Consider the following 24,829-nt stretch of genomic DNA (forward strand, 5'->3'; position numbering starts at 1 on the left):
CTTTATGTAGTGCCGCCTTTATTTTCTGGAGCCGTTATGTCGTTACCTGCTTGCCCCGTTTGCCATGCTGATTACACCTGGCAAGATGCTGAAAATCTTAACTGCCCGTCGTGCGGTCATATCTGGACGCAGGCTGACGGTGACGACAGCGGCCAGGATAGGGTCGTTCGTGATGCCAATGGCAATTTACTTGCCGATGGCGATAGCGTGACGGTGGTTAAGGATCTGAAGGTCAAAGGCAGCTCTTCTGTGCTCAAGATTGGTACCCGCGTCAAGAGCATCCGCCTGGTCGAAGGTGATCACAACATTGATTGCAAGATTGATGGATTTGGCCCGATGAAGCTCAAATCTGAGTTTGTGAAAAAGAACTGATTCTGCCGGGCGCAGGCTGCGCCCGATCTTATTCCCGCCAGCCTGTTCGGGCTCATCTGCTTTTAAACCGCTGACTCTCTTCTTTCGGCCTGCCGTGTTTTTCCACGCATTTTCCTGTCCGGCTGGGCACTTTATCGGTATTTACGCGTCTCATCTTCTGTGAATCGGCAGCCATCAAGAGGAGACGCACTATGCAAGACTGGGATCCGGCGTTGTATCGTAAATTTGAGGCGGAAAGGACACGGCCCGCCCATGAATTACTGGCGAGAATTAAGGTTGAAGATGTCCGGTTTGTCACCGATCTGGGCTGTGGCCCCGGAAACAGCACCGAACTGCTTTACGATGCCTGGCCGCAGGCGCAGGTTATCGGCCTTGATAGTTCAACCGCCATGTTAGCGCAGGCGCGTGAGCGCTTGCCCCAGTGCCAGTTTATTCAGGCGGACATAGGCAGTTGGAAAACCGACATCCCGCAGCAGGTGATTTATGCCAATGCTTCTCTGCAGTGGCTTGGCGATCATCCCGCACTGTTACCGCAGTTAGTTAACCAACTGGCACCGTCGGGCGCGTTAGCGATTCAGATGCCGGATAATCTGGATGAACCTTCACATCAGTTAATGCGTGAGGTGGCAACAGCCGGGCCCTGGCGCGAGAAGATCAGCGCACAGGCTGCAGAACGCAAAAGATTACCCTCAACAGAGCACTATTATGATGTGCTGGCGAAGGCGGGATGTGCCGTGGATATCTGGCGAACCACCTATTACCACGTTATGGACGATGCGCAGGCAATTATCCACTGGCTGAAGGCCACCGGGTTGCGTCCGTTTCTTGCGCCTCTTGACGTATCTGAACAGGAACAGTTTCTGGCGGCCTATCACCAGTGCCTGATTACCGCCTATCCGGCGCGCCAGGACGGCAGGGTGCTGCTGGCTTTCCCACGACTGTTTATGGTGGCGACGCGTACAGGCTAAAACTGGACAGTAAACCGCAATTTCTTCACTGGCTGGCCCTGAGCGCTTGAAAAAGAGCGAGGATTGCACCATGTTCAGTCAACGGCGACAGGGAGCAAAAAAATGAATGACCAGCAGTTGCAGGCGCTGAGTGCGCAGATAGGTGAAGCGCTTAAGCAGCGTAACGCCACGGTAACCTGTGCAGAATCTTGCACCGGCGGCTGGATAGCGAAAGTGTTTACTGACGTGAGCGGGAGCTCGGCCTGGTTTGAGCGGGGCTTTGTCACTTACAGTAATGACGCCAAGCAGGAGCTGGTTGGCGTCAGTGCCGCGTCGCTCACGGAATACGGTGCCGTCAGCGAGGCGGTGGTGCGTGAAATGGCGCAGGGAGCCCAGCAGCGGGCACGTGCTGATTATGCCATTTCCGTCAGCGGCATTGCCGGTCCGGACGGCGGCAGTGAAGATAAACCGGTAGGGACGGTCTGGTTTGGCTTTGCGGCACCGGGTGGTGTTGTCATGGCTTTTCGTCAGCAGTTTGACGGCGATCGTGATGCCGTGCGCCGTCAGTCTGTTGGCTGGGCGCTACAAACGTTATCCAGTCAATTTCTGAAAAATTAAACTTGATACTGTATGACTATACAGTATAATTACTCGCAACAGAAAGTGCACAGGCACCATGCGTGCGTGTTTACCCGGCATGATTAGGAGTAGAAATGGCAATTGATGAAAACAAACAGAAGGCTTTAGCTGCCGCGCTCGGCCAGATTGAGAAGCAATTTGGTAAAGGCTCCATCATGCGCTTGGGTGAAGACCGCTCAATGGATGTGGAAACGATCTCGACGGGTTCACTGTCACTGGATATCGCGTTAGGTGCGGGTGGCTTGCCCATGGGCCGTATCGTTGAGATCTACGGGCCTGAGGCTTCAGGTAAAACCACGTTGACGCTTCAGGTTATTGCCGCTGCGCAACGTAAAGGCAAAACCTGTGCCTTTATCGATGCCGAGCACGCACTGGATCCGATTTATGCCAAGAAGCTGGGCGTTGATATCGACAACCTGTTGTGTTCGCAGCCGGATACCGGCGAGCAGGCGCTCGAAATTTGTGATGCGCTGGCCCGCTCTGGCGCCGTTGACGTGATTATCGTTGACTCCGTAGCAGCGCTGACGCCAAAAGCCGAAATCGAAGGTGAAATCGGTGACTCACATATGGGCCTGGCGGCACGTATGATGAGCCAGGCAATGCGTAAGCTGGCAGGTAACCTGAAACAGTCAAATACGCTGCTGATCTTCATCAACCAGATTCGTATGAAAATCGGTGTGATGTTTGGTAACCCTGAAACCACTACTGGTGGTAACGCGCTGAAATTCTACGCGTCTGTTCGCCTTGATATTCGCCGCATTGGGGCGATTAAAGAGGGGGATAACGTTGTGGGTAGCGAAACACGCGTTAAGGTCGTTAAGAACAAAATTGCTGCGCCATTTAAGCAAGCCGAGTTCCAGATTATGTACGGTGAAGGTATCAACACCTTCGGTGAACTGGTGGATCTTGGCGTGAAGCACAAGCTGATTGAAAAAGCCGGTGCATGGTACAGCTACAAAGGCGATAAGATTGGTCAGGGCAAGGCAAACGCAGGCAATTTCCTGAAAGAAAACGCGGCGATAGCCGACGAGCTGGATGTGAAACTGCGCGAGATGCTGCTTAACGGTGGCGATCAAAATATCGCAGCCGGCGCTTCAGCCAATGAAGTTGAGAACGCGGCAAGCGAAGCCAACGAAGACTATTAAAGCCTGAGACAGGAGCGGAAAAATCCGCTCCTGTTTGACATTAAAGCCTCACTTGCCTTTCCTCTGTCCCCATCTCCCGCCATACTCTCACTCCGTTTGTAAAAGGTGCGCAGTATGTCTGAACAACCTCAGCCACAAGTCATCTCATTTTCACGCCTGTTGGATCGCGCGATGCGCCTGCTGGGCCAGCGTGACCACAGCCGCGAAGAACTTAAACAGAAACTCCAGCTGTCTGCTCAGCGTAGTGCGTGGATAAAACAAAAAGATCCCGAAATCATTACGCCCGAGCTGTTGGAAAAGGTGCTGAACTGGTGCAGTGAAAACGGCTGGTTAAATGATGAGCGTTTTACCGCGCGGTTTATCCAGAGCCGAAGCCGTAAGGGATTTGGCTCGCAACGCATCAGGCTTGAGCTGGCGCAAAAGGGCATCGGCCGCGAGGCGATTGATCTTGCCATGGAAGAGACCGAGATTGACTGGTCGGCCTGTGCGGCTGAACTTGCAGAAAAGAAGTTTGGCCATCCTTTGCCGACTGAATGGAAAGAAAAAGCGAAAGTACAGCGCTTCCTGCATGCTAAAGGCTTCCTGAGTGAAGATATTCAGCAGGTTTTCAGAAATTTTGACGACGAATAGCCGATGTGATTTTACTTCCCCCCGAAGAATATTTATCTTACCCCTTTTGGTTCCTCAAGCTTGCTGCCGTAACGATGCGGCACGCCTGATAAAGAAGGACCTTTCGTTAGCGTGATTCCAGGATATATATGAGCAAGAGCACTGCTGAGATCCGTCAAGCGTTTCTCGACTTTTTCAATAGTAAGGGACATCAGGTTGTAGCAAGCAGCTCCCTGGTGCCTAACAACGATCCGACGTTGCTGTTTACTAACGCCGGCATGAACCAGTTTAAAGACGTGTTTCTCGGTCAGGACAAGCGCGACTACACACGAGCAACGACGTCACAACGTTGCGTACGTGCTGGTGGGAAACACAATGACCTTGAAAACGTCGGCTACACAGCGCGCCATCACACTTTCTTTGAAATGCTGGGCAACTTCAGCTTTGGCGACTACTTCAAAAAGGAAGCTATCGCATTTGCCTGGGAACTCCTGACCGGCGAGCAGTGGTTTAAGCTGCCTAAAGAGCGTTTGTGGGTCACCGTGTATGAAACCGATGACGAAGCTTACGATATCTGGGCCAACGAGATTGGCGTTCCCCGTGAGCGTATTATCCGTATCGGTGACAATAAGGGCAGCGCCTACGCGTCGGATAACTTCTGGCAGATGGGCGATACCGGCCCTTGCGGTCCCTGCAGCGAAATTTTCTACGATCACGGCGATCATATTTGGGGTGGACCGCCAGGCAGCCCTGAAGAGGATGGCGATCGCTACATTGAGATCTGGAATATCGTCTTCATGCAGTTTAACCGTCAGGCTGACGGCACCATGCTGCCATTACCTAAGCCATCGGTTGATACCGGGATGGGGCTGGAACGCATCACGGCGGTGCTGCAACATGTTAATTCGAACTATGAGATCGACCTGTTCCAGAAGTTGATTGAAGCGGTCGCACAGGTTACCGGTGCAACCGACCTGAACAACAAATCGCTGCGCGTGATTGCCGACCATATTCGTTCCTGTGCATTCCTGATCGCTGATGGCGTGATCCCTTCGAATGAAAACCGTGGCTATGTCCTGCGTCGTATCATTCGTCGCGCGGTGCGTCACGGCAATATGCTGGGGGCTAAAGACGCGTTCTTCTACAAGCTGGTTGCGCCACTGGTTGAGGTGATGGGAGCAGCAGGGGAAGAGCTACAGCGGCAACAGGCTCAGGTTGAGAACGTTCTGAAAAGTGAAGAAGAGCAGTTTGCTAAAACGCTTGAGCGTGGCCTGGCGCTTCTGGACGACGAACTGGCGAAACTGCAGGGTGATACGTTGGATGGTGAAACCGTCTTCCGCTTGTACGATACCTTTGGTTTCCCTGCTGATTTGACGGCCGATGTCTGCCGTGAGCGCAATCTCAAAATCGATGAAGCCGGTTTTGAACAGGCTATGGAACAGCAGCGTCAGCGCGCACGTGAAGCCAGTGGCTTTGGCGCCGATTACAGCAATGTCATTCGTATCGACGCCGCCTCATCGTTTAAAGGCTATGACCAACTCGACCTGTCGGCGACCGTTAAGGCACTGTTCGTCGCGGGTGAAGCCGTTGACGCCGTGACAGCCGGTCAGGATGCAGTGGTTGTGCTGGATGAAACCCCTTTTTACGGCGAATCTGGCGGCCAGGTCGGCGATACGGGCGAGCTGAAAGGTAGCAACGCGCTGTTTAGTGTACAGGACACACAAAAATATGGTCAGGCTATTGGTCATATTGGCAAACTGAGCAGCGGACAATTACGCATTGGTGACCGTCTTGAGGCTGTGGTTGATGAGGCGCGTCGTGCGCGTATTCGTCTGAACCACTCCGCCACTCACCTGCTGCATGCTGCACTGCGTCAGGTTCTGGGTGAACATGTCGCCCAGAAAGGCTCTCTGGTAAACGATAAATACCTGCGTTTTGACTTCTCACACTTTGAGGCCATGAAACCTCAGGAGATTCGTCAGGTCGAAGACATTGTTAACGCCCAGATCCGTCGCAATTTGCCCGTTGAAACCAATGTGATGGATCTTGAGGCGGCAAAAGCCAAGGGCGCGATGGCCCTGTTCGGTGAAAAATACGATCAGCGCGTACGCGTTCTGACCATGGGGGATTTCTCGGTTGAGCTGTGTGGCGGTACGCACGCTGCGCGTACGGGTGATATCGGTCTGTTCCGCATTCAGGCCGAGTCCGGTACTGCCGCAGGGATTCGCCGTATAGAGGCGATAACAGGTGAAGCGGCGCTGGCGCAGGTGTACGCTCAGAGTAGCCAACTGCAGGACATTGCCCACCTGGTGAAAGCCAACAGCAGTAACCTGAATGAAAAAGTGCGCGGTCTGGTTGATCATCTGCGTTCGCTGGAGAAAGAGTTACAGCAGTTACGCGATCAGCAGGCAGCGCAGGAAAGTGCACAACTGGGTAATCATGCGGTTGACGTCAAAGGCGTTAAGCTGCTGGTGACTGAGTTGAGCAATACCGATCCGAAAATGTTGAGAACCATGGTGGATGATCTTAAAAACCAACTGGGCTCAGCGATTATCGTGTTGGCTACGGTAGCGGATGGCAAAGTGTCACTGATTGCTGGCGTAACGAAAGATTTAACCGACCGCGTAAAAGCCGGGGAGCTGATTGCCGAACTTGCACCTAAAGTAGGAGGTAAGGGCGGTGGCCGACCGGACATGGCGCAGGCAGGTGGCAGTGATGCTACTGCACTGAAAGGTGCGCTGGCAGGCGTTGAAGGATGGGTTTCGAGCCGTCTGTAATGAAATAAAATAATTCATCGTAGCAAGCGCCAGAACTGATGTTCCGGCGCTTTTTAATACGATGTTAAATTTGCTAGTGACAAAGTCGGGTTGATGTAGCGTATTTCGGCTAAACTATTTATCAGCAGAATGTATTGGCGCGTTGATGTGCAATGGTGTATTTCTCATAGCCTGTGTGCAGCGTTAAGTGATGGATAACGCCGGGAAGCTTCATAAGCCCGACTCTTTTAATCTTTCAAGGAGCAAAGAATGCTTATTCTAACTCGTCGAGTTGGTGAAACCCTCATGATTGGCGATGAGGTGACTGTAACGGTACTGGGTGTCAAAGGTAACCAGGTCCGCATTGGTGTTAACGCACCAAAAGAAGTGTCTGTGCATCGCGAAGAGATCTATCAGCGCATCCAGGCCGAAAAAACACAACAAACCAACGTTTGACAGATTCAGCGTCTCGCACCTGTGCGAGACGCTACCCTTGTTTCTCTGCCTCTTCGTTTTCTTTTTACTCCTCATCTCCCATTTTTGTTAACTTCATCATCTTTCATTGTTGATTATTCACTCTTTTTGCCGTCATTTTGTCCCAATTGCCTGTCATTTGTGCAAACGGAAAAAACCTTCCGAAAAATTGTTTGACTTATAAGTGCGGGAAAGTAATATGTGCGCCACGCAGTGCCGATGAGCAGAAACAAAGTTCAGAAGCACAGTTCGGAAGAACGCGTAAGGTGAGGTGGCCGAGAGGCTGAAGGCGCTCCCCTGCTAAGGGAGTATACGGTCAAAAGCTGTATCGAGGGTTCGAATCCCTCCCTCACCGCCATTTCCGATGCATCCGTAGCTCAGCTGGATAGAGTACTCGGCTACGAACCGAGCGGTCGGAGGTTCGAATCCTCCCGGATGCACCATGTTTTTCGATATGGACGTGTATGAGTGTTCTGCAAGGCATCGTCGATATGTCAGTCAGAACAAGGGAAGATAACGTTGCTTTAGCAACGGCCCATAGGGTGAGGCGTCAGCCGAATAATCCTCCCGGATGCACCATATTGTTGAATATGGATATGTTGATGTCAGGCGACGCGCCAGCAGACAACATCATCGGAACAGAGTTGTAAAGTGAACTAGCAATTCCTTCATGGTGAGTCGTTAGCACCCTGCGTTGTACAAGAATTTCATAATGCATCCGTAGCTCAGCTGGATAGAGTACTCGGCTACGAACCGAGCGGTCGGAGGTTCGAATCCTCCCGGATGCACCATACTTCAGAGTATGGAGGTGTGTTCCTGGTCTGTAAGACATCATCGATTTGTCAGTCAGAACCAGTGAGGATAACGTTGCTTCAGCAACGGCCCACAGGGCAAGGCGCAAGCCTGGTAATCCTCCCGGATGCACCATTCTTCGTATTACCCTCAGGTTGATTTCTGTCAGTCCATAAAAGATTTTCAATGCATCCGTAGCTCAGCTGGATAGAGTACTCGGCTACGAACCGAGCGGTCGGAGGTTCGAATCCTCCCGGATGCACCATATTCTAGACTTCTAAAGCGAAATCCTTCTGTCCTGTCCTGACGTATTTACAGCAAATACCAGGGAGGATAACGTTGCTTCAGCGACGGCCCGCAGGGCGAGGCTACAGCCGAGTCATCCTCCCGGATGCACCATATTCTGCATTTCTAAAGCGAAATTCCCCCTATTTGCACTTCTAAAGCTAAAGCTAAAGCTAAAGCAAAATCCCTCTATCCATATCCTGACGTATTTACAGCAAATACTAGGGAGGATAACGTTGCTTCAGCAACGGCCCGCAGCGCGAGGCAACAGCCGAGTCATCCTCCCGGATGCACCATCTTCTACACTTCTAAAGCGAAACCCTTCTCCTTCTCTCTCTGTCCTGACCGGATGTGCGTACAGCCAGATAACAAACAACCTTCCCCCCGTTCGTACCATGCAGGACAAACAGATCGTTATCTCTTTAGCTCCTCAGCGCCCGTTAGCGGCATGACTGACATATCTTCGCCAGTCTTCCTTTTTCTCTTCACAGGCCCGTTTTACACCGTCTGAACTGTCCCGGTTCAAATTCGTCCGTGCGATAGCCGTTTTCAGGCAGGTCAACATTTAGCGCTGTGTTAAGTTTTCTACGCTCTTCCGTTAATCTCTTATGCGTTTCTTAGCGCAACGCTGATCTTCAACTTACCTCACAAAATCACTGGGAATTCGCGACCTTACAGGCTTTCCAACCCGCTCACCTTTATCCGAAAACTAAAATTGCTAATGCTTTCAAAGCATTTGCTGTTCATCCCGCCTGGCGACAACCTACGCACATTCAGCTAAAGTAGTGGCTCATTTGTTGGAGGTCCTCTGTGACAATCTACGATCAATACGACGCCCTGATTTTCGATATGGACGGTACTATTCTTGATACTGAACCGACACATCGAAAAGCGTGGCGTCAGGTGCTGGCGCGTTATGAACTGGCGTTCGATGAAACGCGCATGATGGATTTCAATGGTGCGCCGTCATGGCGGCTGGCGCAGTTAATTGTCGAAACCAATCAGTCAGATCACGATCCTTATGCGCTCGCCGCGGAAAAAACGGCAGCGGTCAAAGCGATGCTGCTGGATAACGTCCAGCCGCTTCCGCTAATGGACGTCGTTAAGGCTTATCATGGCCGTCGACCCATGGCTGTCGGAACCGGTAGCCAGCGCGCCATGGCAGATGCACTTCTTAATCACCTGGGCGTCAGGGAGCTTTTCTCGGCGGTGGTGGGGGCGGATGACGTCGAACATCATAAGCCTGAGCCTGAAACGTTCTTGCGCTGTGCGGCGTTACTGGGCGTTGAACCGACACGTTGTGTGGTATTCGAAGACGCTGATTTTGGCGTGCAGGCAGCAAAGGCCGCAGGTATGGCCGTGGTTGATGTTCGCCAGCTGTGAGCGAAACGCTGGCTTATGTGTCTTTATTTAGCAGCAGCTTTCTCAGTGCAACGCTCCTTCCAGGTAGCTCTGAGGCGCTGTTGGTTGCATTACTGATCGCGAAAAGCGCATCAGTTTACGGGTTGATTTTAGTCGCATCGTTAGGGAATACCCTGGGTGGCTTGACCAACATAATTTTGGGTCGCTTATTGCCGTTAAAACGTCAGGGGCGATGGCATGAGACAGCAATGACGTGGTTGCAACGGCTGGGGCCGGCAGCGCTGTTGTTGAGTTGGCTACCGGTTATAGGCGATCTGCTCTGCGTCCTCGCAGGCTGGTTACGCTTTGCCTGGTTACCTTCGGTGCTGTTTCTGGCTATCGGTAAAACGCTGCGTTACATCGTTATTGCGACCGCCACATTACAGGGCATGGAATGGTGGCATTGATTCGTACAGATTCGGGGCTAGGGTTAACACTATGCTGAACAAAAATAAATTATTCACACAGCGGGAGGTTAATGTGATCCCCGACGTATCAAAAGCGTTGTCCTGGCTGGAAGCGCATCCTGATGCACTGAAAGGCATTGGTCGTGGCATTGAGCGTGAAACGCTGCGTGTGCAGCCAGATGGTCATCTTGCGACGACGGCTCATCCTGAGTCGCTGGGTTCGGCCCTTAAGCATGACTGGATTACCACCGACTTTGCTGAAACACTGCTGGAGTTTATCACCCCGGTTGATCACAGCATCGACCATATGCTCGCATTTTTGCGTGATGTCCATCGTCATGTTGCCAGCGAGCTCGGTGAAGAGCGCATGTGGCCTTTCAGCATGCCTTGCCTGATTGAGGATGCGGATAACATTACGCTGGCGCAATATGGCAAATCCAACATTGGTCGTATGAAAACCCTTTATCGCCAGGGGCTGAAAAACCGCTATGGTGCGCTGATGCAAACCATCTCCGGGATTCATTATAATTTCTCGCTGCCACTGTCATTCTGGCAGGCGTGGGCGGACGTAAAAGATTACGAGAGCGGGAAAGACACCATTTCTGCCGGCTACCTGCGGCTGATCCGAAACTATTATCGCTTTGGCTGGATCATTCCTTATCTGTTTGGCGCATCGCCTGCGATTTGCTCCAGCTTCCTGCAGGGCAAAGAAAGCGCGCTACCCTTTGATACGGATAAGAAAGGTACGCTGTGGCTGCCCTATGCAACCTCGTTGCGCCTGAGCGACCTGGGTTATACCAATAAGTCGCAAAGCTCATTGGGTATTACGTTTAACTCACTTGAGGGCTATGTCAGCGCCCTGAAAAAAGCGATTAAAACGCCCTCGGAAGACTTCGTGAAGATGGGCACCCAGGATGCAGCGGGGAACTGGTTACAGCTGAACACCAACGTTCTGCAGATTGAAAACGAACTCTACGCCCCGATTCGACCAAAGCGCGTTACCCGGTCCGGAGAAGCGCCTTCTGATGCCCTACTACGTGGCGGCATCGAGTACATAGAAGTGCGTTCAATGGACATCAATCCCTTCTCACCCATCGGTGTGGATGAAAACCAGGTGCGGTTCCTCGATCTGTTCCTGATTTGGTGTACGCTGGCAGACGCGCCAGAAATGAGCGCTGATGAATTACAGTGCAGTCGGCAGAACTGGAACCGTGTGGTGCTTGAAGGGCGTAAACCAGACCTTAAAATCGCCGTTGGCTGTGGTGAAGCAGAGTACTCGCTGGTCGAGATGGGGAAAACCCTGTTTGCCGATTTGCGCCGCGTTGCAGAAGCATTGGACAGTAATCAGGGGACTACAGAATATCAGCAAGTCTGCGACGAACTAGTGGCATCCTTTGACGATCCTGAGCTAACCTATTCGGCGCGTATTCTTCATGCGATGAAAGAAAACGGCGTAACCGGTACGGGGATTGCCCTGGCAGAACAGTATCGGCAGTTGCTTATCAACGAGCCACTGGAAGTGCTGAAGCCGGAAGACTTCGCGCGTCAGGCGCAGGAATCCGTCGCCGCGCAGCAGCAGCTTGAAGCGAATGATACGTTAGATTTTGAAACCTATCTGGCTGGCCGGGAAGGGTAGAAAAGAAAAAGGCCACATCAATGTGGCCAAATTAACATCTCTGTTGTCAGGGATGGATGATAACAAATGCGCGTCTTTCATATATTCAGACGCTGGGCGATCGGAAAAGTTTCATCGTTCCTAAAAAAATTTTTCAGACCAAGAGGTGACGTATGCCATTACTGGATAGTTTTACTGTTGATCACACCATCATGGCCGCGCCTGCGGTTCGTGTTGCAAAAACCATGAAGACTCCCCATGGCGATACGATTACTGTTTTCGACCTGCGCTTTTGTCGCCCGAATATCGACATCCTGACTGAACGCGGTATTCACACGCTGGAGCACCTGTTTGCAGGCTTTATGCGTAACCATCTCAACGGTAACGGCGTGGAGATTGTCGATATTTCGCCTATGGGTTGCCGTACAGGTTTCTATATGAGCCTGATTGGCACACCAGACGAGCAGCGTGTGGCACAAGCCTGGAAAGGCGCGATGGAGGACGTTCTGAAGGTGAAAGATCAGAACCAGATCCCTGAGCTGAATGAATATCAGTGTGGTAGCTATAAGCTGCACTCACTGGATGAAGCGCAGCAAATTGCCCGCAACGTGCTGGCGCAGGATATCGGCGTGAACCATAACGACGATCTGAAACTGCCTGCCGAAAAACTGAAAGAACTGCACATCTAGTCTGGCTTCGGCTGTTCTGACAGTAAAACGCCGCCTGTTAGCGGCGTTTTTTATTGCGCAGCTAAAACAACGGTGTCACGCATGGCGGCGACTGTTGCCAGCCATGAAGTGGCACAGGTTGTGACGAAAAAAAACCGCCTTTAAAGGCGGTTTTTCTGCATCAGGAACCGACGGATTGCTTAAGCGGTGTCCGCGGGGTAATGCGAACCTGCTTAATCATATTATCCTGCACATCCAGGATATCCACATCATAGTGATTCACCCGGACGCGTGTGTTAACGGTGGGGATCTCTTCCAGCGCTTCCAGCAACATACCGTTAATGGTGCGAGCTTCCTGCTCCGGCAGTTGCCAGTTAAAGACTTTATTAATCTCACGAATATTGGCGCTGCCTTCAATCAGCACCGAGCCATCGTTTTGCGGCATCACTTCTTCAGCCAGTGAAGGGGACATCGACGTCGTGAAATCGCCGACGATCTCTTCCAGAATATCTTCTATCGAAATCAGGCCCTTAATGTCGCCGTATTCATCCACCACCAGGCCCGTTTTTTTCTTGTTACGCTGAAACTTCACCAGTTGCATGTTGAGCGGCGTGCCTTCGGGAATGTAGTAGATCTCGTCGGCGGCACGTAGCAGCATCTCTTTCGTAAACTCTTTTTTCTCGGTCATCATGCGCCAGGCTTCGCGCACGCGCAGCATTCCGACACAGTCATCCAGCGAATCACGGAACAGGACAATGCGGCCGTGCGGTGAATGGCTTAACTGACGAATCACCGACTTCCAGTCATCGTTGATGTTAATACCGACAATTTCATTACGCGGCACCATGATGTCGTCCACACTGACCTTCTCCAGGTCGAGTACGGACAGCAACATATCCTGATTACGGCGCGACATGTGTGTACGCGACTCATAGACAATGGTACGCAGTTCTTCTTTGCTGAGGGCAGAACTAATCGCACCATCCGCCCGGATGCCCACCAGGCGCATCAACAGGCGGGTAATGGTATTCAGCAACCAGACCAGCGGCAGCATGACGTATTGCAGCGGACCGAGCAGAAAACTACTGGGATAAGCGACTTTTTCTGGATAAAGCGCGGCGACCGTTTTTGGCAGGACTTCGGCAAAGACCAGCACGACAAATGTCAGGATACCGGTCGCGATGGCAACGCCTGCATCGCCATACAGACGCATTCCCACAATGGTCCCAATGGCGGACGCCAGAATGTTGACCAGGTTATTACCGATCAGGACCAGACTGATAAGACGATCCGGACGCTTTAACAATTTTTCGACGCGGCGGGCTGCGCGATGGCCATGCTTAGCCTGATGGCGCAATTTATAACGATTGAGTGTCATCATGCCGGTTTCAGAGCCGGAGAAGTAGGCTGAAACCAGCACCATAATGATGAGTGTGACAATCAGGGTCGTGGTCGAAACATGTTCCACCGCAAAACTTCCTTTTTATTAAGAACTGTGAACAAGCAGGTGCTGAAGTACGCGACTGCCAAAGTAAGCCATCGTGAGCAGCAGTGCGCCGCTGCAGTTAAACCACACTACGCGGCGACCGCGCCAGCCTTCATGATAGTGGCCCCAGAGCAAAACGATGTAGACAAACCAGGCAATAATTGACAACACGGCCTTATCCACGTTTTCGGCGCTGAACAGGTCGTGCATGTAGAACAGGCCAGTGCACAACACCAACGTCAGCAATACAACGCCAACCTGCGTAATGTGGAACATCTTACGTTCAATGGTAAGCAGCGGCGGCATATCCTGAGTGAAAGCCAGCTTTTTGTTTTTTAACTGGTAATCGATCCACGCGAGCTGCAACGCGTACAACGCCGCAATAATCAGTGTCGCATAGGCAAACAGCGACAGGCCAATGTGAATCATGATGCCAGGCGTGGTTTCAAGATGCGTAATAAACGCATTTGGCACAAACGTGGCAAAGGCCAGGTTGATTAACGCAAAGCTATAGACAATCGGCAGCAGCAACCAGCCGCGATTTCGCGAGGCAACAATGGTCATGATCGAACAGATCAGCAGGCTGACAAGGGAGCCAATATTGAGCAGGCTGAGATTTTGTCCGCCATCGACAGCAAATATACGTTGCTGCAGGGCGACAGCATGTGTCACTAACGCCACACAGGCTGACAGCACAGCTAATCTGCGCCAGCCGCTTTGACGCTTCAACAGGCTGGGGATAATGAGTGCAAGACTCAGGGAGTAGGCGAACAGCGCCACAATCGCGAAAACGGACATAGTTCCTTTCAGGCATCAGTCAGATAAAGGAAAAGGGCAGTATAGCGCCAGCAGCAGCAGGCTCCAAACGATCTGAGGTGGAATTGAAGAGATCGCCACTGCTTCGTGTTATAATCCGCCGCATTCTGCCGATATGGCGCCTCGCGATTTTTTTTAAGTGAGAGACAATGTTTGACAATTTAACCGATCGTTTGTCGCAAACCCTGCGCAATATCAGCGGCCGCGGAAGGCTGACTGAAGACAACATTAAAGACACGCTGCGCGAAGTTCGCATGGCGCTGCTGGAAGCTGACGTTGCGCTGCCGGTGGTGCGTGACTTCATTAATCGCGTCAAAGAGAGCGCGGTAGGCCACGACGTCAACAAAAGCCTGACGCCGGGCCAGGAATTTATCAAAATCGTCCGTAACGAACTGGTTACGGCAATGGGTGCTGAAAACAACGCGCTGGATCTTGCCGCACAGCCACCGGCTGTTGTGCTGATGGCCGGTCTGCAGGGTGCGGGTAAAACCACCAGTGTAGGTAAGCTGGGTAAATTCCTGCGTGAAAAGCACAAGAAAAAAGTGCTGGTCGTCTCTGCGGACGTTTATCGCCCGGCGGCGATTAAACAGCTCGAAACGCTGGCGCAGCAGGTCGGTGTGGATTTCTGCCCATCGGATGTGAGCCAGAAGCCCGTTGATATCGTTAATAACGCGCTGCGTGAAGCCAAACTCAAGTTTTATGATGTATTGCTGGTGGATACCGCGGGTCGTCTGCACGTAGACGAAGCGATGATGGACGAAATCAAACAGGTTCATGCCGCGATTAATCCGGTTGAAACGCTGTTTGTCGTGGATGCCATGACCGGTCAGGATGCGGCGAATACCGCTAAAGCCTTTAATGAAGCGTTGCCGCTGACTGGGGTTATTCTGACAAAGGTGGATGGTGACGCTCGCGGCGGTGCTGCCCTGTCGATTCGTCATATCACCGGCAAGCCGATCAAATTTATGGGGATGGGCGAGAAGACCGATGCGTTGGAAGCGTTCTATCCAGACCGCATTGCCTCGCGCATTCTCGGGATGGGCGACGTGCTGTCGCTTATCGAAGATATCGAAAGCAAAGTTGACCGCGCACAAGCAGAAAAACTGGCGAAGAAACTGAAAACCGGCGACGGTTTTGATCTCAATGACTTCCTTGAGCAGTTAAAGCAGATGCGTAACATGGGCGGCATGGCGAGCCTGATGGGCAAGCTGCCAGGCATGGGGCAACTGCCAGACAACGTAAAATCGCAAATGGATGACAAAGTGCTGGTGCGCATGGAAGCCATCATCAATTCGATGACGCGTAAAGAACGTGAGAAACCTGAAATTATTAAAGGCTCGCGCAAACGCCGCATTGCCACAGGTTCAGGAATGCAGGTGCAGGACGTTAACCGCTTATTGAAGCAGTTCGACGACATGCAACGCATGATGAAGAAAATGAAGAAGGGCGGAATGGCGAAAATGATGCGCGGCATGAAAGGTATGATGCCGCCAGGTTTCCCAGGACGCTAATGGGTTCCACAAAAAAGCCTGGGATTACTCGGTTTAGGTTGCTTTTTGCGCCAAAATGAGTAAAATTTTCGGGCTTTTTATACAGCACCCGGACCCCGTTCCTCGATGGGGGCCGGGTGTTTTATTAACTGAAGAGGATGTTATGGTAACAATTCGTTTGGCACGTCACGGCGCTAAAAAGCGTCCGTTCTATCAGGTCGTCGTCACTGACAGCCGCAATGCACGCAACGGTCGCTTCATCGAGCGCGTAGGTTTCTTCAACCCGATCGCATCTGGTCAGGCAGAAGGTCTGCGTCTGGATCTGGATCGTATCGAGCACTGGGTTGGCCAGGGCGCAACGCTTTCTGATCGCGTTAACGCGCTGATCAAAGAAGCAAAGAAAGCAGCTTAATCTGTCACGGTGGTGAGCATGAGCAGACAACTTGCCGCACAGGCACCTGTTAACCCGATTGTTCTGGGTAAAATGGGTGCGGCATACGGCATTCGCGGCTGGCTCAAAGTGTTTTCCTCCACTGAAGACGCTGAAAGCATCTTTGACTATCAACCCTGGTTTATCCAGCGCGCCGGTAAATGGCAGCAGGTAGAACTGGATGGTTGGAAGCACCACAATCAGGACCTGATCATCAAAGTTAAAGGCATTGACGATCGGGATGCGGCGGCACAGTTGACCAATTGCGAAATCCAGGTCGACTCGACGCAACTGCCTGCGCTGGAAAACGGTGATTATTACTGGAAAGACCTGATGGGTTGCAAGGTAGTCAACGTTGAAGGCTACGAGCTGGGTAAAGTCATCGATATGATGGAAACCGGTTCGAACGACGTTCTCGTCGTGAAGGCAAACCTGAAAGATGCGTTTGGTGTACAGGAGCGGTTAATTCCGTTTCTTGATGAACAGGTTATCAAGAAAGTCGATCTCTCTACTGGCCTTATTGAAGTAGATTGGGATCCTGGTTTTTGATCTCCGAATCAAACGGTAACGTAACGGCGAAGACGATGTGGATTGGTGTAATTAGCCTGTTTCCAGAGATGTTTCGCGCTATTACCGATTACGGGGTAACTGGCCGGGCAGTAAAAAATGGCCTGCTCAGCGTTCAAAGCTGGAGTCCTCGTGACTTCACGCACGACCGGCACCGTACTGTGGATGAACGTCCTTATGGTGGCGGACCGGGAATGCTGATGATGGTACAACCTTTACGGGATGCCATCTCCGCAGCGAAAGCAGCGGCGGGAGAGGGTGCCAGGGTGATATATCTTTCACCTCAGGGGCGCAAACTGGACCAACAGGGCGTTTGCGAACTGGCGTCACGTGACAAGCTCATCCTTGTCTGTGGTCGCTATGAAGGGATTGATGAGCGCGTAATCCAGACCGAAATTGATGAAGAATGGTCAATTGGTGATTACGTTCTCAGCGGCGGGGAACTGCCAGCGATGACGATGATTGACGCAGTCGCCCGGTTTATCCCGGGAGTCCTCGGCAAGCAGGCGTCAGCCGATGAGGATTCGTTCTCGGAGGGATTGCTGGATTGTCCGCACTATACCCGACCTGAAGTGTTAGACGGGATGGAGGTTCCGCCAGTTTTACTGTCGGGCAACCATGCCGATATTCGCCAGTGGCGTCTGAAACAGTCGCTAGGCCGTACCTGGCTGAGAAGACCTGAACTTCTGGAAAACCTGGCTCTGACTGAAGAGCAAGCAAGGTTGCTTAAGGCGTTCCAACAGGAACACCAGCGACAAAACGATGATGCGGGAGAGTGATCTTCCCTGACTATCAGTTTACCCAGGATAAGAGATTTAATTATGAGCAACATTATTAAGCAAATTGAACAAGAGCAGATGAAACAGGACGTACCTTCCTTCCGTCCGGGTGATACCGTGGAAGTGAAAGTATGGGTCGTTGAAGGTTCTAAAAAACGTCTGCAGGCATTCGAGGGCGTGGTTATCGCTATCCGTAACCGCGGTCTGCACTCTGCATTCACTGTTCGCAAAATTTCTAACGGCGAAGGCGTTGAGCGTGTCTTCCAGACTCACTCTCCGGTAATTGACAGCATCGCTGTTAAACGTCGTGGCGCTGTGCGTAAAGCCAAACTGTACTACCTGCGTGAGCGTACTGGTAAGTCTGCTCGTATCAAAGAGCGTCTTAACTAAGGTATCGCTAACGCGACATCTAAAAGTTAATAGCAAACAAGGGGTTGGCAATGTGCCAGCCCCTTTTTTTATGCATGTTTTCACCCGGTTTGTGTGTAATCTAAGTCTATTCAAAGGCGATTTTATCTAAATTTTAAACATTTATTAATTTACATGTTATTCCGCATTTCAGTATCTGCCCCTGTTCTGCCAGTATTAAAAAGTGATGGAGTCCAAGGGGAGCCGGTACAAAGAAATATTGTGTCGCGTTAATATAATTTATTAAAATAAAGTAACAGATGCATGTTGAAGCAATGCTTTCCTGGATGATTTAATGGGCGATAGTGTTGCTTTTTTTTTGGTATTAATATAAAAAATTATTAATGATATAATTTCTTGGATTCAGCAATGTTTACGTTTTCTCAGGCATTAGCCACCTTACCCGCGGGAGAAAAGCCGGCTTTATTAATGGGTAATGGTTTTTCTCAGGCATGGTCATCAAAAATTTTTAACTATCGCAGTATTTTTGACAATGCAAATTTCGGAGAGCACGACGCTCTGATTAAAGGCCTGTTTAAGGAACTTAATACCTTCGATTTCGAGTCTGTCATGGACAGATTAAACTATGCTGGCATGATTCTGAGGCATTATGATCCAGAAAGTGACGTGTTGCCTTTAATCAATAAGCATCAAGAAGCACTCAAAAAAGCGCTAATAAATGCTATCTCCAGCTCTCATCCCACTTATCCTCATGAAATTACTGATGAACAATTTACGTGTGTAAGAGCGTTCTTATCAAAATTCAAAGGACTATTTACCCTCAATTATGATTTGCTGATGTATTGGGCAAGAAATAAAAAAGAGCTGTTTCCTAAGGATTATCATACGGATGATGGTTTTAGGGTTGGCCGAATGTGGCAGCAATATGGCACAGAACAGGAGGTTTTTTTCCTGCATGGTGCATTACATTTGTATGAGTATGGTTCGTTAATAAAAAAACATGCCAGTGGTGATGACGGAAATACTATCGTTGAGCAAGTCCATATCAAACTAGATGAAGGCGCATTTCCTTTGTTTGTTTCTGAGCCCACAAGCGAAAAAAAGAAAGAAAAAATTCTTCATAATCAATATCTAAACTATTGCTATTCTGCGCTAAGAGAGCTTGAAGGCTGTTTATTCATATACGGACATTCACTGGACGAAAATGACAATCATATATTTAGTCAGATTCAGGAAAGTGGGATAACGCATGTATATGTCAGCATTTATGGCGATGAGCATTCATCTGATAACCGAAGAGTAAAGGCCAATGCTCAGCGCTTTCTAGCTAAGGATGGGTGCACCGTTGATTTTTTTGATGCGCAGACCACGCCGGTATGGTCTGTCTCTCAGACGCTGTAGGTAAGAGGTTAGCTTCATCTGTAAGTGAAAGTATTAACACAGTAATAACAGGACTATCTCAATAAGCATAAAAGCGCGTATTAAACTATTACCGTCTCAATTAAACATCAAGATTAAGTGGTTTTCGAGCTGTTATGGCATCGCTCATATATTCCTCACCGATCGTTGTTATCTTTGTATCAATGAGTCATAGCCAGTTTGCTGTAATCTCATATAGGCGTGCCCTCAGCATTATTGTAAACAAGGTCGCTGAAAATGATAGATTGCCGCGTTAACCGGGCCGCTGTCTAAGATAATCACGCCATAGCGGTAATCAATAAAGTGGCCTCCACTTTTTTCCGCGACGCGTCTGCTGGCATAGTTGTTCTCAACCGCCAGCAGTTCAATGGTTTGCACATCCGGACGCGCGAAGCCAAAATCCAGTAACAACTTTACCGCCTGCGTGGCAACGCCCTGACATTGCGCGTCACGTCGAACCCAGTACCCCAAAGCGCAAAACTCTCCCGGTTTTTTAGCAAAGCGAAAGCCTGCACCACCTAACAGTCGGTTCTCGGCATCCACGATGGCAAATTCTTCCGCTTCTTTAAGTGCGCGTTGTAAGTGTGTAAAGCGAATCCAGCTTTCGGCTTCATGCGGCTGATAATCCTGATGTGCCCAACTCATCCAGGGCAACAATGTGTCCAGAGAGTCGTTAACGGCTTCCGTGAAAGCCTCAATATCATGTAAATCGAAAGGGCGCAGGCGAAGTGTCGAAATCATCGGGGTCATGCTCTCATCCTTGTACGTTTCCCCCTTTATGTTAACAGGCGATTTTGCACCGGGGAATAAATTGAGTGTACATTTTAATTTACAATAAAAAATAGCTGGGGCTTTTTGTGGTATTAATTAAGTTGCTGTTATTTATAATTTAATTAAGATTATTGGCGGTGTATTTTTAACGTGGTAAATATAGTGTACACAAAGGATTGCCAGATGTACCACTTATGATACAGTTAAGCACCTCCTCCATGAGGACCCCATGACCGTATAAATGAGAGTAAAGGACAGGACGATGCAAAAAGACGCGTTAAACAATGTTCATATCGCTAATGAGCAAGTGTTGATTACTCCAGAAGAGCTGAAAAACAAATTCCCCTTGAGCAACGCGCAGCAGGCGCAAATCGCCGCTTCGCGCCAGACGATTGCCGATATCATTGCAGGCCGTGATCCGCGCCTGTTAGTGGTCTGTGGCCCCTGCTCAATTCACGATACGGAAGCTGCTCTGGATTATGCCCGTCGTCTGCAAAGCCTCTCTGAACAGGTAAAAGATCGCCTGTATCTTGTTATGCGCGTCTACTTTGAGAAACCCCGCACCACCGTTGGCTGGAAAGGGTTAATCAACGATCCTTACATGGATAACTCATTCGATATGGAAGCGGGTTTACATATTGCCCGTGAATTATTGGTTAACCTGGTCGATATGGGCTTACCTTTAGCTACTGAAGCGCTGGACCCAAACAGCCCGCAATATTTAGGCGATCTGTTTAGCTGGTCGGCGATCGGTGCACGTACCACGGAATCGCAAACCCACCGTGAAATGGCGTCGGGTCTGTCGATGCCGGTGGGCTTTAAAAACGGCACGGATGGAAGTTTGGGGACGGCGATCAACGCTATGCGCGCTGCAGCCATGCCTCACCGCTTTGTGGGCATCAATCAGTCCGGCCAGGTTTGCCTGCTGCAAACCCAGGGCAATCCCGATGGGCATGTGATTTTACGCGGCGGCAAAGCGCCGAATTACAGTCCGGAAGACGTAGCACAATGTGAAACTGCCATGCTTAAAGCGGGACTCCGTCCAGCCTTAATGATAGATTGCAGCCACGGTAATTCTGACAAAGATTACCGCCGTCAGCCTGGTGTTGCTCAGTCGGCCGTTGACCAGATCAAGAAAGGCAACCGTTCGATTATTGGCCTGATGCTGGAAAGCCACATTAACGAAGGCAACCAGTCTTCGGAGCAGCCGCGCAGTGATATGAAGTACGGCGTTTCTGTTACCGATGCCTGCGTCAACTGGAGCGTCACGGAGGCATTACTGCGTGAAATGCATGATGAGCTACACGAGGTGCTGTCGGCGCGTCTTTCACACGAGGTGTAGTGGGCAATGGTGGCTGAACTAAACGCATTACGCGAACAAATTGATACGGTAGATAAAGCGTTACTGGATCTGCTGGCGAAACGTCTGGAACTGGTAGCGGAAGTGGGCGAAGTAAAAAGCCGTCATGGTTTGCCTGTCTATGTCCCGGAACGGGAGGCTTCCATGCTGGCGTCCCGTCGCAAAGAGGCGGAAGCACTGGGTGTGCCTGCCGATTTGATCGAAGACATATTGCGCCGTGTGATGCGAGAATCCTATACCAGCGAAAACGATAAAGGGTTTAAAACGCTGCGTCCCGATCTTCGTCCGGTGGTTATCGTCGGCGGTAATGGCCAGATGGGGCGGCTGTTTACTAAAATGCTGACGCTGTCGGGTTACCAGGTGAAAACGCTGGATAAAGACGACTGGGATCGGGCCGATGCGCTGTTAAGCGATGCTGGTATGGTGATTATCAGCGTGCCCATTCATCTGACTGAACAGGTCATTGAACAGCTCCCTCCACTGCCGGATGACTGCATCCTTGTGGATCTTGCTTCCGTCAAGAATCGGCCTTTACAGGCGATGCTGGCGGCGCATCGCGGACCGGTAGTGGGTTTGCATCCCATGTTCGGACCTGACAGCGGCAGCCTTGCCAAACAGGTTGTGGTCTGGTGCGATGGGCGGCAGCCCGAAGCCTATCAGTGGCTGCTGGAGCAAATACAGGTCTGGGGAGCTCGCCTGCATCGTATTGGGGCGGAAGAGCACGATCAGAACATGGCGTTTATCCAGGCGCTGCGCCATTTTGCCACTTTTGCTTATGGCCTTCACCTGGCTGAAGAGAACGTCAATCTTGATCAGCTGCTGGCATTATCCTCGCCCATTTACCGGCTTGAGCTGGCAATGGTGGGGCGCTTGTTTGCGCAGGATCCGCAGCTGTATGCGGATATCATCATGTCGTCTGAAAATAACCTGAACCTTATCAAACGCTATTATCAGCGGTTTGGTGAAGCCATTGCGCTGCTGGAGCAAGGTGATAAACACGCTTTTATCGCCAGCTTTAATCGGGTCGAAGACTGGTTTGGCGATCACGCCAAACGCTTTTTGGTTGAGAGCAGAAGCTTGCTTCGCTCGGCTAACGACAGCCGTCCGTAATGTAAAAAGGCATCCAGATGGATGCCTTTTTTCTGGCTACTTCTCGGGTTCGACAGGAATGACATTTTCACTGGGATAACAACCAAGCACTTTCAATGAACGCGTCATCGCACGCAGCTCTTCCAGTGCCTGTTGCATTTTTTCAGACTGCAGATTGCCCTGCACATCCAGATAAAACATCTCTTCCCATGGGTTACCGTTAATCGGACGGGATTCCAGCTTGCTCATAATCAGATTGTGCTGACGTAATACCAACAGCGCGTCAACCAGCGCACCTGCCTGCTGACCGGTTGCCATAATCAGCGTGGTTTTCGCCGAAATCTGATCGGATACCTCGATGGATTTTCGGGCCAGCACAATAAAGCGCGTGTGATTCTGCTGTTGGTTTGCCAGATTGCGCTCAAGCACCTGTAACTGATACAGCTCGCCACCGGCTTCGCTACCAATCGCCGCGACCTTAGGTGAGTTCAGTGCGGCGACTTTTTCCATGGCTGCGGCGGTGCTTTCGGTATAGACAATCTTCCAGTGTGGGAAGCGGTTAATGAAGTGGCTGGTCTGCTGAAAAGGCTGCGGATGACTGTAGACCGTTTCAATCTGTTCCAGATCGCTCTGACTGCTGACCAACATGCAGTGTTCAATCGGCAGCGTCAGCTCACCCACAATCGATAAATTGGTCTGTTGCAGCAGGTCGTAAACGTCGTTGATAGAACCGGAGCTGGTGTTCTCAATCGGTAAGACGGCGTAATCTGCCGCGTTGTTTTCGACCTGTTTAATGATGTCGTGGAATTTCAGGCAACCGCACTCCACCATATTACTGAAATGGCGTGCAGCATACTGACGCGCCGCAAGGTGAGAATAGGAGCCTTTCGGGCCTAAGAAGGCGATGCGGGCCGCGTGAGCATGAGGATGGTTAAGGTTTTTTTGCAGCAACGCCTGCTGTGTCAGAACCGAATCTTCAATGACCAACTGGAAAAGACGAGTGATGTAGTGGGCATCCAACTGATGTTTTTTGCCCAGCACGATAAGGTGCTCAATCAGCGCGCGTTCACGTTCAACGTCGCGGACAGGGCGGTGCGTTGCCAGTTTCGCCTGTGCCACCTCCACAGCCAGCAAACGCCGTTCGGCGAGTAACGTCAGTAGTTTTTCGTCAACGGCGCTGATTTTTTCACGCAGTGCCAGAAGCGGATTGTCCGGGGTCATAAGGCTCACCTGTAAGCTATCCAATAAAAAAGCCTCCCGATTGGGAGGCTTTGTTGTTCGTCTTCGCTTTCTTTTTACACGACGAATGGCCTCCCAATCAGGGGAAGGTAAAAAAGAAAGCGAAGAAAAACGACAGTGTTTTCATGACAGGTTCCGAAAAATAAGCTGAACTGAGAGTAACCGCACAGATGAAAAGCTGTCAACAAAAAACGCGCCCGTAGGCGCGTCTGTAAGGCTGGAGCAGAACTTATTCTTCTGCGGCGGGCGTAAAGTCTTTGACGCTGGTGGCCGCACGGCGCGCTTCAGATTTGTGCTGAACTTTGTTGAGTTGGCGCTCAAGTTTACTAATCAGGTCGTTGATAGCGGTATACATATCGTCGTGCTTGGCACTGGCGACCAGTGTCCCGTTGGGTGTGTTAATGGTGGCGTCCGCCACAAATTCTTTGGACTCTTTCGACAGAACGATATGTGGGTTAATCAGGTCGGTTTGCCATTTTTCTAACTTGGCGAGACGGTCTTCGACGTGTTCACGGATGGCTGGAGTGATTTCCATTTGCTTACTGGTAATATTCACGATCATTATTCTTACCTCTCTGTGATTGCCGTCTGAATGGATCCAGCATAGCGCGATATGCCTATAGATGTGTGATTTTGATCACAAAAAAATGTCACTTTTTGTCAACTACAGCAAATTGTGAGAAAGGGCGAGAATGTGGCTGAAAAGCCTTGAAGCCAAAGCATTATCAAGGCATTCTTGATGAGTTAGCTCGGCAGGAAAGTGAACATTTTACTTGTTCTGCATGACTAGTCCTGGCATAGGTTGACACTTTTTTATCTTTTAAAACGCCTGATGTACCTCATCAGGCGTTTTGTATTTTAATGACAGATGAGGACGCTGGCTGTTATAGATCCTGACTGACTC

General features: G+C 50.6%; 25 protein-coding genes, 4 tRNA genes and 1 other annotated feature. Of the genes, 23 read left to right on the forward strand and 6 right to left on the reverse strand.

From position 1 onward, the window contains the following. The first annotated feature begins 36 nt into the window (after window positions 1-36). From FBY13_RS14815 to luxS, 15 genes are all read left to right on the forward strand, one after another. Window positions 37-372, forward strand: a complete 336-nt coding sequence (locus FBY13_RS14815; RefSeq protein WP_063881238.1) for a zinc ribbon domain-containing protein YjdM — start codon at window positions 37-39, stop codon at window positions 370-372. A gap of 191 nt (window positions 373-563) precedes the next feature. Continuing rightward, the gene (gene tam, locus FBY13_RS14820; RefSeq protein WP_063880721.1) at window positions 564-1,340 is read left to right on the forward strand and encodes a trans-aconitate 2-methyltransferase; all 777 of its coding nucleotides are present in this window, start codon (window positions 564-566) and stop codon (window positions 1,338-1,340) included. Window positions 1,341-1,442: 102 nt separating this feature from the next. Beyond that, entirely contained in the window at window positions 1,443-1,937 is a 495-nt protein-coding gene (gene pncC, locus FBY13_RS14825; RefSeq protein ID WP_096011726.1) for a nicotinamide-nucleotide amidase, read from the forward strand. Window positions 1,938-2,032: 95 nt separating this feature from the next. Then, window positions 2,033-3,103, forward strand: a complete 1,071-nt coding sequence (recA, locus tag FBY13_RS14830) for a recombinase RecA (RefSeq protein WP_063880719.1) — start codon at window positions 2,033-2,035, stop codon at window positions 3,101-3,103. A gap of 114 nt (window positions 3,104-3,217) precedes the next feature. Then, window positions 3,218-3,733, forward strand: coding sequence for a regulatory protein RecX (locus FBY13_RS14835; protein WP_082875219.1), 516 nt, complete (start codon window positions 3,218-3,220; stop codon window positions 3,731-3,733). Window positions 3,734-3,861: 128 nt separating this feature from the next. After that, a complete protein-coding gene (gene alaS, locus FBY13_RS14840; RefSeq protein ID WP_063880718.1) occupies window positions 3,862-6,489 on the forward strand; it encodes an alanine--tRNA ligase in 2,628 nt (875 codons plus the stop codon). Between the two features lie 249 nt (window positions 6,490-6,738). Then, on the forward strand, window positions 6,739-6,924 hold the full coding sequence (gene csrA / locus FBY13_RS14845) for a carbon storage regulator CsrA (RefSeq protein ID WP_006120718.1): 186 nt from the start codon (window positions 6,739-6,741) through the stop codon (window positions 6,922-6,924). A gap of 283 nt (window positions 6,925-7,207) precedes the next feature. Beyond that, window positions 7,208-7,300 (forward strand) — tRNA-Ser (locus FBY13_RS14850). An 8-nt stretch (window positions 7,301-7,308) separates the two neighbouring features. Continuing rightward, window positions 7,309-7,385 (forward strand) — tRNA-Arg (locus tag FBY13_RS14855). A 271-nt stretch (window positions 7,386-7,656) separates the two neighbouring features. Then, window positions 7,657-7,733, forward strand: a tRNA-Arg gene (locus FBY13_RS14860). A 189-nt stretch (window positions 7,734-7,922) separates the two neighbouring features. Then, a tRNA-Arg gene (locus FBY13_RS14865) sits at window positions 7,923-7,999 on the forward strand. Window positions 8,000-8,835: 836 nt separating this feature from the next. Beyond that, window positions 8,836-9,402 (forward strand): fructose-1-phosphate/6-phosphogluconate phosphatase, encoded by a 567-nt coding sequence (yqaB, locus tag FBY13_RS14870; protein ID WP_109717062.1) that lies wholly within the window; start codon window positions 8,836-8,838, stop codon window positions 9,400-9,402. Then, the gene (locus FBY13_RS14875; protein WP_063880717.1) at window positions 9,399-9,827 is read left to right on the forward strand and encodes a YqaA family protein; all 429 of its coding nucleotides are present in this window, start codon (window positions 9,399-9,401) and stop codon (window positions 9,825-9,827) included. Before yqaB ends, FBY13_RS14875 begins: the two co-directional genes overlap by 4 nt. 31 nt (window positions 9,828-9,858) lie before the next feature. Then, window positions 9,859-11,463: a glutamate--cysteine ligase gene (gene gshA, locus FBY13_RS14880; RefSeq protein WP_145394522.1), complete on the forward strand. Its 1,605-nt coding sequence runs from the start codon at window positions 9,859-9,861 to the stop codon at window positions 11,461-11,463. 152 nt (window positions 11,464-11,615) lie between these two features. Continuing rightward, complete coding sequence (gene luxS, locus FBY13_RS14885; protein ID WP_063880715.1) at window positions 11,616-12,131, forward strand: S-ribosylhomocysteine lyase; 516 nt, start codon at window positions 11,616-11,618, stop codon at window positions 12,129-12,131. Between the two features lie 160 nt (window positions 12,132-12,291). On the opposite strand, the gene FBY13_RS14890 is transcribed toward luxS, so the two are convergent. After that, complete coding sequence (locus FBY13_RS14890) at window positions 12,292-13,578, reverse strand: HlyC/CorC family transporter (protein WP_109717049.1); 1,287 nt, start codon at window positions 13,576-13,578, stop codon at window positions 12,292-12,294. Between the two features lie 18 nt (window positions 13,579-13,596). Further along, complete coding sequence (locus FBY13_RS14895) at window positions 13,597-14,394, reverse strand: inner membrane protein YpjD (RefSeq protein WP_063880713.1); 798 nt, start codon at window positions 14,392-14,394, stop codon at window positions 13,597-13,599. A gap of 167 nt (window positions 14,395-14,561) precedes the next feature. Between FBY13_RS14895 and ffh the strand changes: the two genes are divergently transcribed. The 6 genes from ffh (at window position 14,562) to FBY13_RS14925 (ending at window position 19,448) form a co-directional block, all read left to right on the forward strand. Continuing rightward, a complete protein-coding gene (ffh, locus tag FBY13_RS14900) occupies window positions 14,562-15,923 on the forward strand; it encodes a signal recognition particle protein (protein WP_063880712.1) in 1,362 nt (453 codons plus the stop codon). A gap of 142 nt (window positions 15,924-16,065) precedes the next feature. Then, on the forward strand, window positions 16,066-16,314 hold the full coding sequence (gene rpsP / locus FBY13_RS14905; protein WP_007893313.1) for a 30S ribosomal protein S16: 249 nt from the start codon (window positions 16,066-16,068) through the stop codon (window positions 16,312-16,314). 18 nt (window positions 16,315-16,332) lie between these two features. Further along, window positions 16,333-16,881 carry a ribosome maturation factor RimM gene (gene rimM, locus FBY13_RS14910; protein WP_063880711.1) on the forward strand — a complete coding sequence of 183 codons (549 nt, stop codon included), beginning with the start codon at window positions 16,333-16,335 and terminating at the stop codon, window positions 16,879-16,881. A 35-nt stretch (window positions 16,882-16,916) separates the two neighbouring features. Next, window positions 16,917-17,678: a tRNA (guanosine(37)-N1)-methyltransferase TrmD gene (trmD, locus tag FBY13_RS14915; RefSeq protein WP_063880710.1), complete on the forward strand. Its 762-nt coding sequence runs from the start codon at window positions 16,917-16,919 to the stop codon at window positions 17,676-17,678. A gap of 42 nt (window positions 17,679-17,720) precedes the next feature. After that, the gene (gene rplS / locus FBY13_RS14920) at window positions 17,721-18,068 is read left to right on the forward strand and encodes a 50S ribosomal protein L19 (protein ID WP_013026892.1); all 348 of its coding nucleotides are present in this window, start codon (window positions 17,721-17,723) and stop codon (window positions 18,066-18,068) included. Between the two features lie 387 nt (window positions 18,069-18,455). After that, a complete protein-coding gene (locus FBY13_RS14925) occupies window positions 18,456-19,448 on the forward strand; it encodes a DUF4917 family protein (protein WP_145394523.1) in 993 nt (330 codons plus the stop codon). 231 nt (window positions 19,449-19,679) lie between these two features. Here the strand turns inward: FBY13_RS14925 and FBY13_RS14930 are convergent, their stop codons facing one another. Next, entirely contained in the window at window positions 19,680-20,216 is a 537-nt protein-coding gene (locus tag FBY13_RS14930; protein ID WP_145394524.1) for a GNAT family N-acetyltransferase, read from the reverse strand. A 283-nt stretch (window positions 20,217-20,499) separates the two neighbouring features. On the opposite strand from FBY13_RS14930, the gene FBY13_RS14935 reads away from it, so the two are divergent. Continuing rightward, window positions 20,500-21,579: a 3-deoxy-7-phosphoheptulonate synthase gene (locus FBY13_RS14935; protein WP_063880707.1), complete on the forward strand. Its 1,080-nt coding sequence runs from the start codon at window positions 20,500-20,502 to the stop codon at window positions 21,577-21,579. A 6-nt stretch (window positions 21,580-21,585) separates the two neighbouring features. Then, window positions 21,586-22,707 carry a bifunctional chorismate mutase/prephenate dehydrogenase gene (gene tyrA / locus FBY13_RS14940; RefSeq protein ID WP_145394525.1) on the forward strand — a complete coding sequence of 374 codons (1,122 nt, stop codon included), beginning with the start codon at window positions 21,586-21,588 and terminating at the stop codon, window positions 22,705-22,707. A 36-nt stretch (window positions 22,708-22,743) separates the two neighbouring features. On the opposite strand, the gene pheA is transcribed toward tyrA, so the two are convergent. The 3 genes from pheA to raiA form a co-directional block, all read right to left on the reverse strand. Further along, on the reverse strand, window positions 22,744-23,907 hold the full coding sequence (pheA, locus tag FBY13_RS14945) for a bifunctional chorismate mutase/prephenate dehydratase (RefSeq protein ID WP_063880705.1): 1,164 nt from the start codon (window positions 23,905-23,907) through the stop codon (window positions 22,744-22,746). A 22-nt stretch (window positions 23,908-23,929) separates the two neighbouring features. Beyond that, window positions 23,930-24,053 (reverse strand) — a sequence feature (Phe leader region). Beyond that, a complete protein-coding gene (locus FBY13_RS23570) occupies window positions 24,005-24,052 on the reverse strand; it encodes a hypothetical protein (RefSeq protein WP_193372328.1) in 48 nt (15 codons plus the stop codon). (Overlaps the previous feature by 48 nt.) Before the next feature lie 101 nt (window positions 24,054-24,154). Continuing rightward, window positions 24,155-24,487 carry a ribosome-associated translation inhibitor RaiA gene (gene raiA, locus FBY13_RS14950; RefSeq protein ID WP_063880704.1) on the reverse strand — a complete coding sequence of 111 codons (333 nt, stop codon included), beginning with the start codon at window positions 24,485-24,487 and terminating at the stop codon, window positions 24,155-24,157. Window positions 24,488-24,829 lie beyond the last annotated feature (342 nt).

This window comes from Pantoea sp. SJZ147, assembly GCF_007828605.1.
Taxonomy (GTDB): Bacteria; Pseudomonadota; Gammaproteobacteria; order Enterobacterales; family Enterobacteriaceae; genus Pantoea; species Pantoea allii.

Excerpts from the sequence above, each read along its gene's own strand:
- FBY13_RS14815 (WP_063881238.1), top strand. The coding sequence starts at position 37 with ATGTCGTTACCTGCTTGCCCCGTTTGCCATGCTGATTACACCTGGCAA.
- tam (WP_063880721.1), top strand. The coding sequence starts at position 564 with ATGCAAGACTGGGATCCGGCGTTGTATCGTAAATTTGAGGCGGAAAGG.
- pncC (WP_096011726.1), top strand. The coding sequence starts at position 1,443 with ATGAATGACCAGCAGTTGCAGGCGCTGAGTGCGCAGATAGGTGAAGCG.
- recA (WP_063880719.1), top strand. The coding sequence starts at position 2,033 with ATGGCAATTGATGAAAACAAACAGAAGGCTTTAGCTGCCGCGCTCGGC.
- FBY13_RS14835 (WP_082875219.1), top strand. The coding sequence starts at position 3,218 with ATGTCTGAACAACCTCAGCCACAAGTCATCTCATTTTCACGCCTGTTG.
- alaS (WP_063880718.1), top strand. The coding sequence starts at position 3,862 with ATGAGCAAGAGCACTGCTGAGATCCGTCAAGCGTTTCTCGACTTTTTC.
- csrA (WP_006120718.1), top strand. The coding sequence starts at position 6,739 with ATGCTTATTCTAACTCGTCGAGTTGGTGAAACCCTCATGATTGGCGAT.
- gshA (WP_145394522.1), top strand. The coding sequence starts at position 9,859 with ATGCTGAACAAAAATAAATTATTCACACAGCGGGAGGTTAATGTGATC.
- luxS (WP_063880715.1), top strand. The coding sequence starts at position 11,616 with ATGCCATTACTGGATAGTTTTACTGTTGATCACACCATCATGGCCGCG.
- FBY13_RS14895 (WP_063880713.1), bottom strand. The coding sequence starts at position 14,394 with ATGTCCGTTTTCGCGATTGTGGCGCTGTTCGCCTACTCCCTGAGTCTT.
- ffh (WP_063880712.1), top strand. The coding sequence starts at position 14,562 with ATGTTTGACAATTTAACCGATCGTTTGTCGCAAACCCTGCGCAATATC.
- rpsP (WP_007893313.1), top strand. The coding sequence starts at position 16,066 with ATGGTAACAATTCGTTTGGCACGTCACGGCGCTAAAAAGCGTCCGTTC.
- rimM (WP_063880711.1), top strand. The coding sequence starts at position 16,333 with ATGAGCAGACAACTTGCCGCACAGGCACCTGTTAACCCGATTGTTCTG.
- trmD (WP_063880710.1), top strand. The coding sequence starts at position 16,917 with ATGTGGATTGGTGTAATTAGCCTGTTTCCAGAGATGTTTCGCGCTATT.
- rplS (WP_013026892.1), top strand. The coding sequence starts at position 17,721 with ATGAGCAACATTATTAAGCAAATTGAACAAGAGCAGATGAAACAGGAC.
- FBY13_RS14925 (WP_145394523.1), top strand. The coding sequence starts at position 18,456 with ATGTTTACGTTTTCTCAGGCATTAGCCACCTTACCCGCGGGAGAAAAG.
- FBY13_RS14930 (WP_145394524.1), bottom strand. The coding sequence starts at position 20,216 with ATGACCCCGATGATTTCGACACTTCGCCTGCGCCCTTTCGATTTACAT.
- FBY13_RS14935 (WP_063880707.1), top strand. The coding sequence starts at position 20,500 with ATGCAAAAAGACGCGTTAAACAATGTTCATATCGCTAATGAGCAAGTG.
- tyrA (WP_145394525.1), top strand. The coding sequence starts at position 21,586 with ATGGTGGCTGAACTAAACGCATTACGCGAACAAATTGATACGGTAGAT.
- pheA (WP_063880705.1), bottom strand. The coding sequence starts at position 23,907 with ATGACCCCGGACAATCCGCTTCTGGCACTGCGTGAAAAAATCAGCGCC.
- raiA (WP_063880704.1), bottom strand. The coding sequence starts at position 24,487 with ATGATCGTGAATATTACCAGTAAGCAAATGGAAATCACTCCAGCCATC.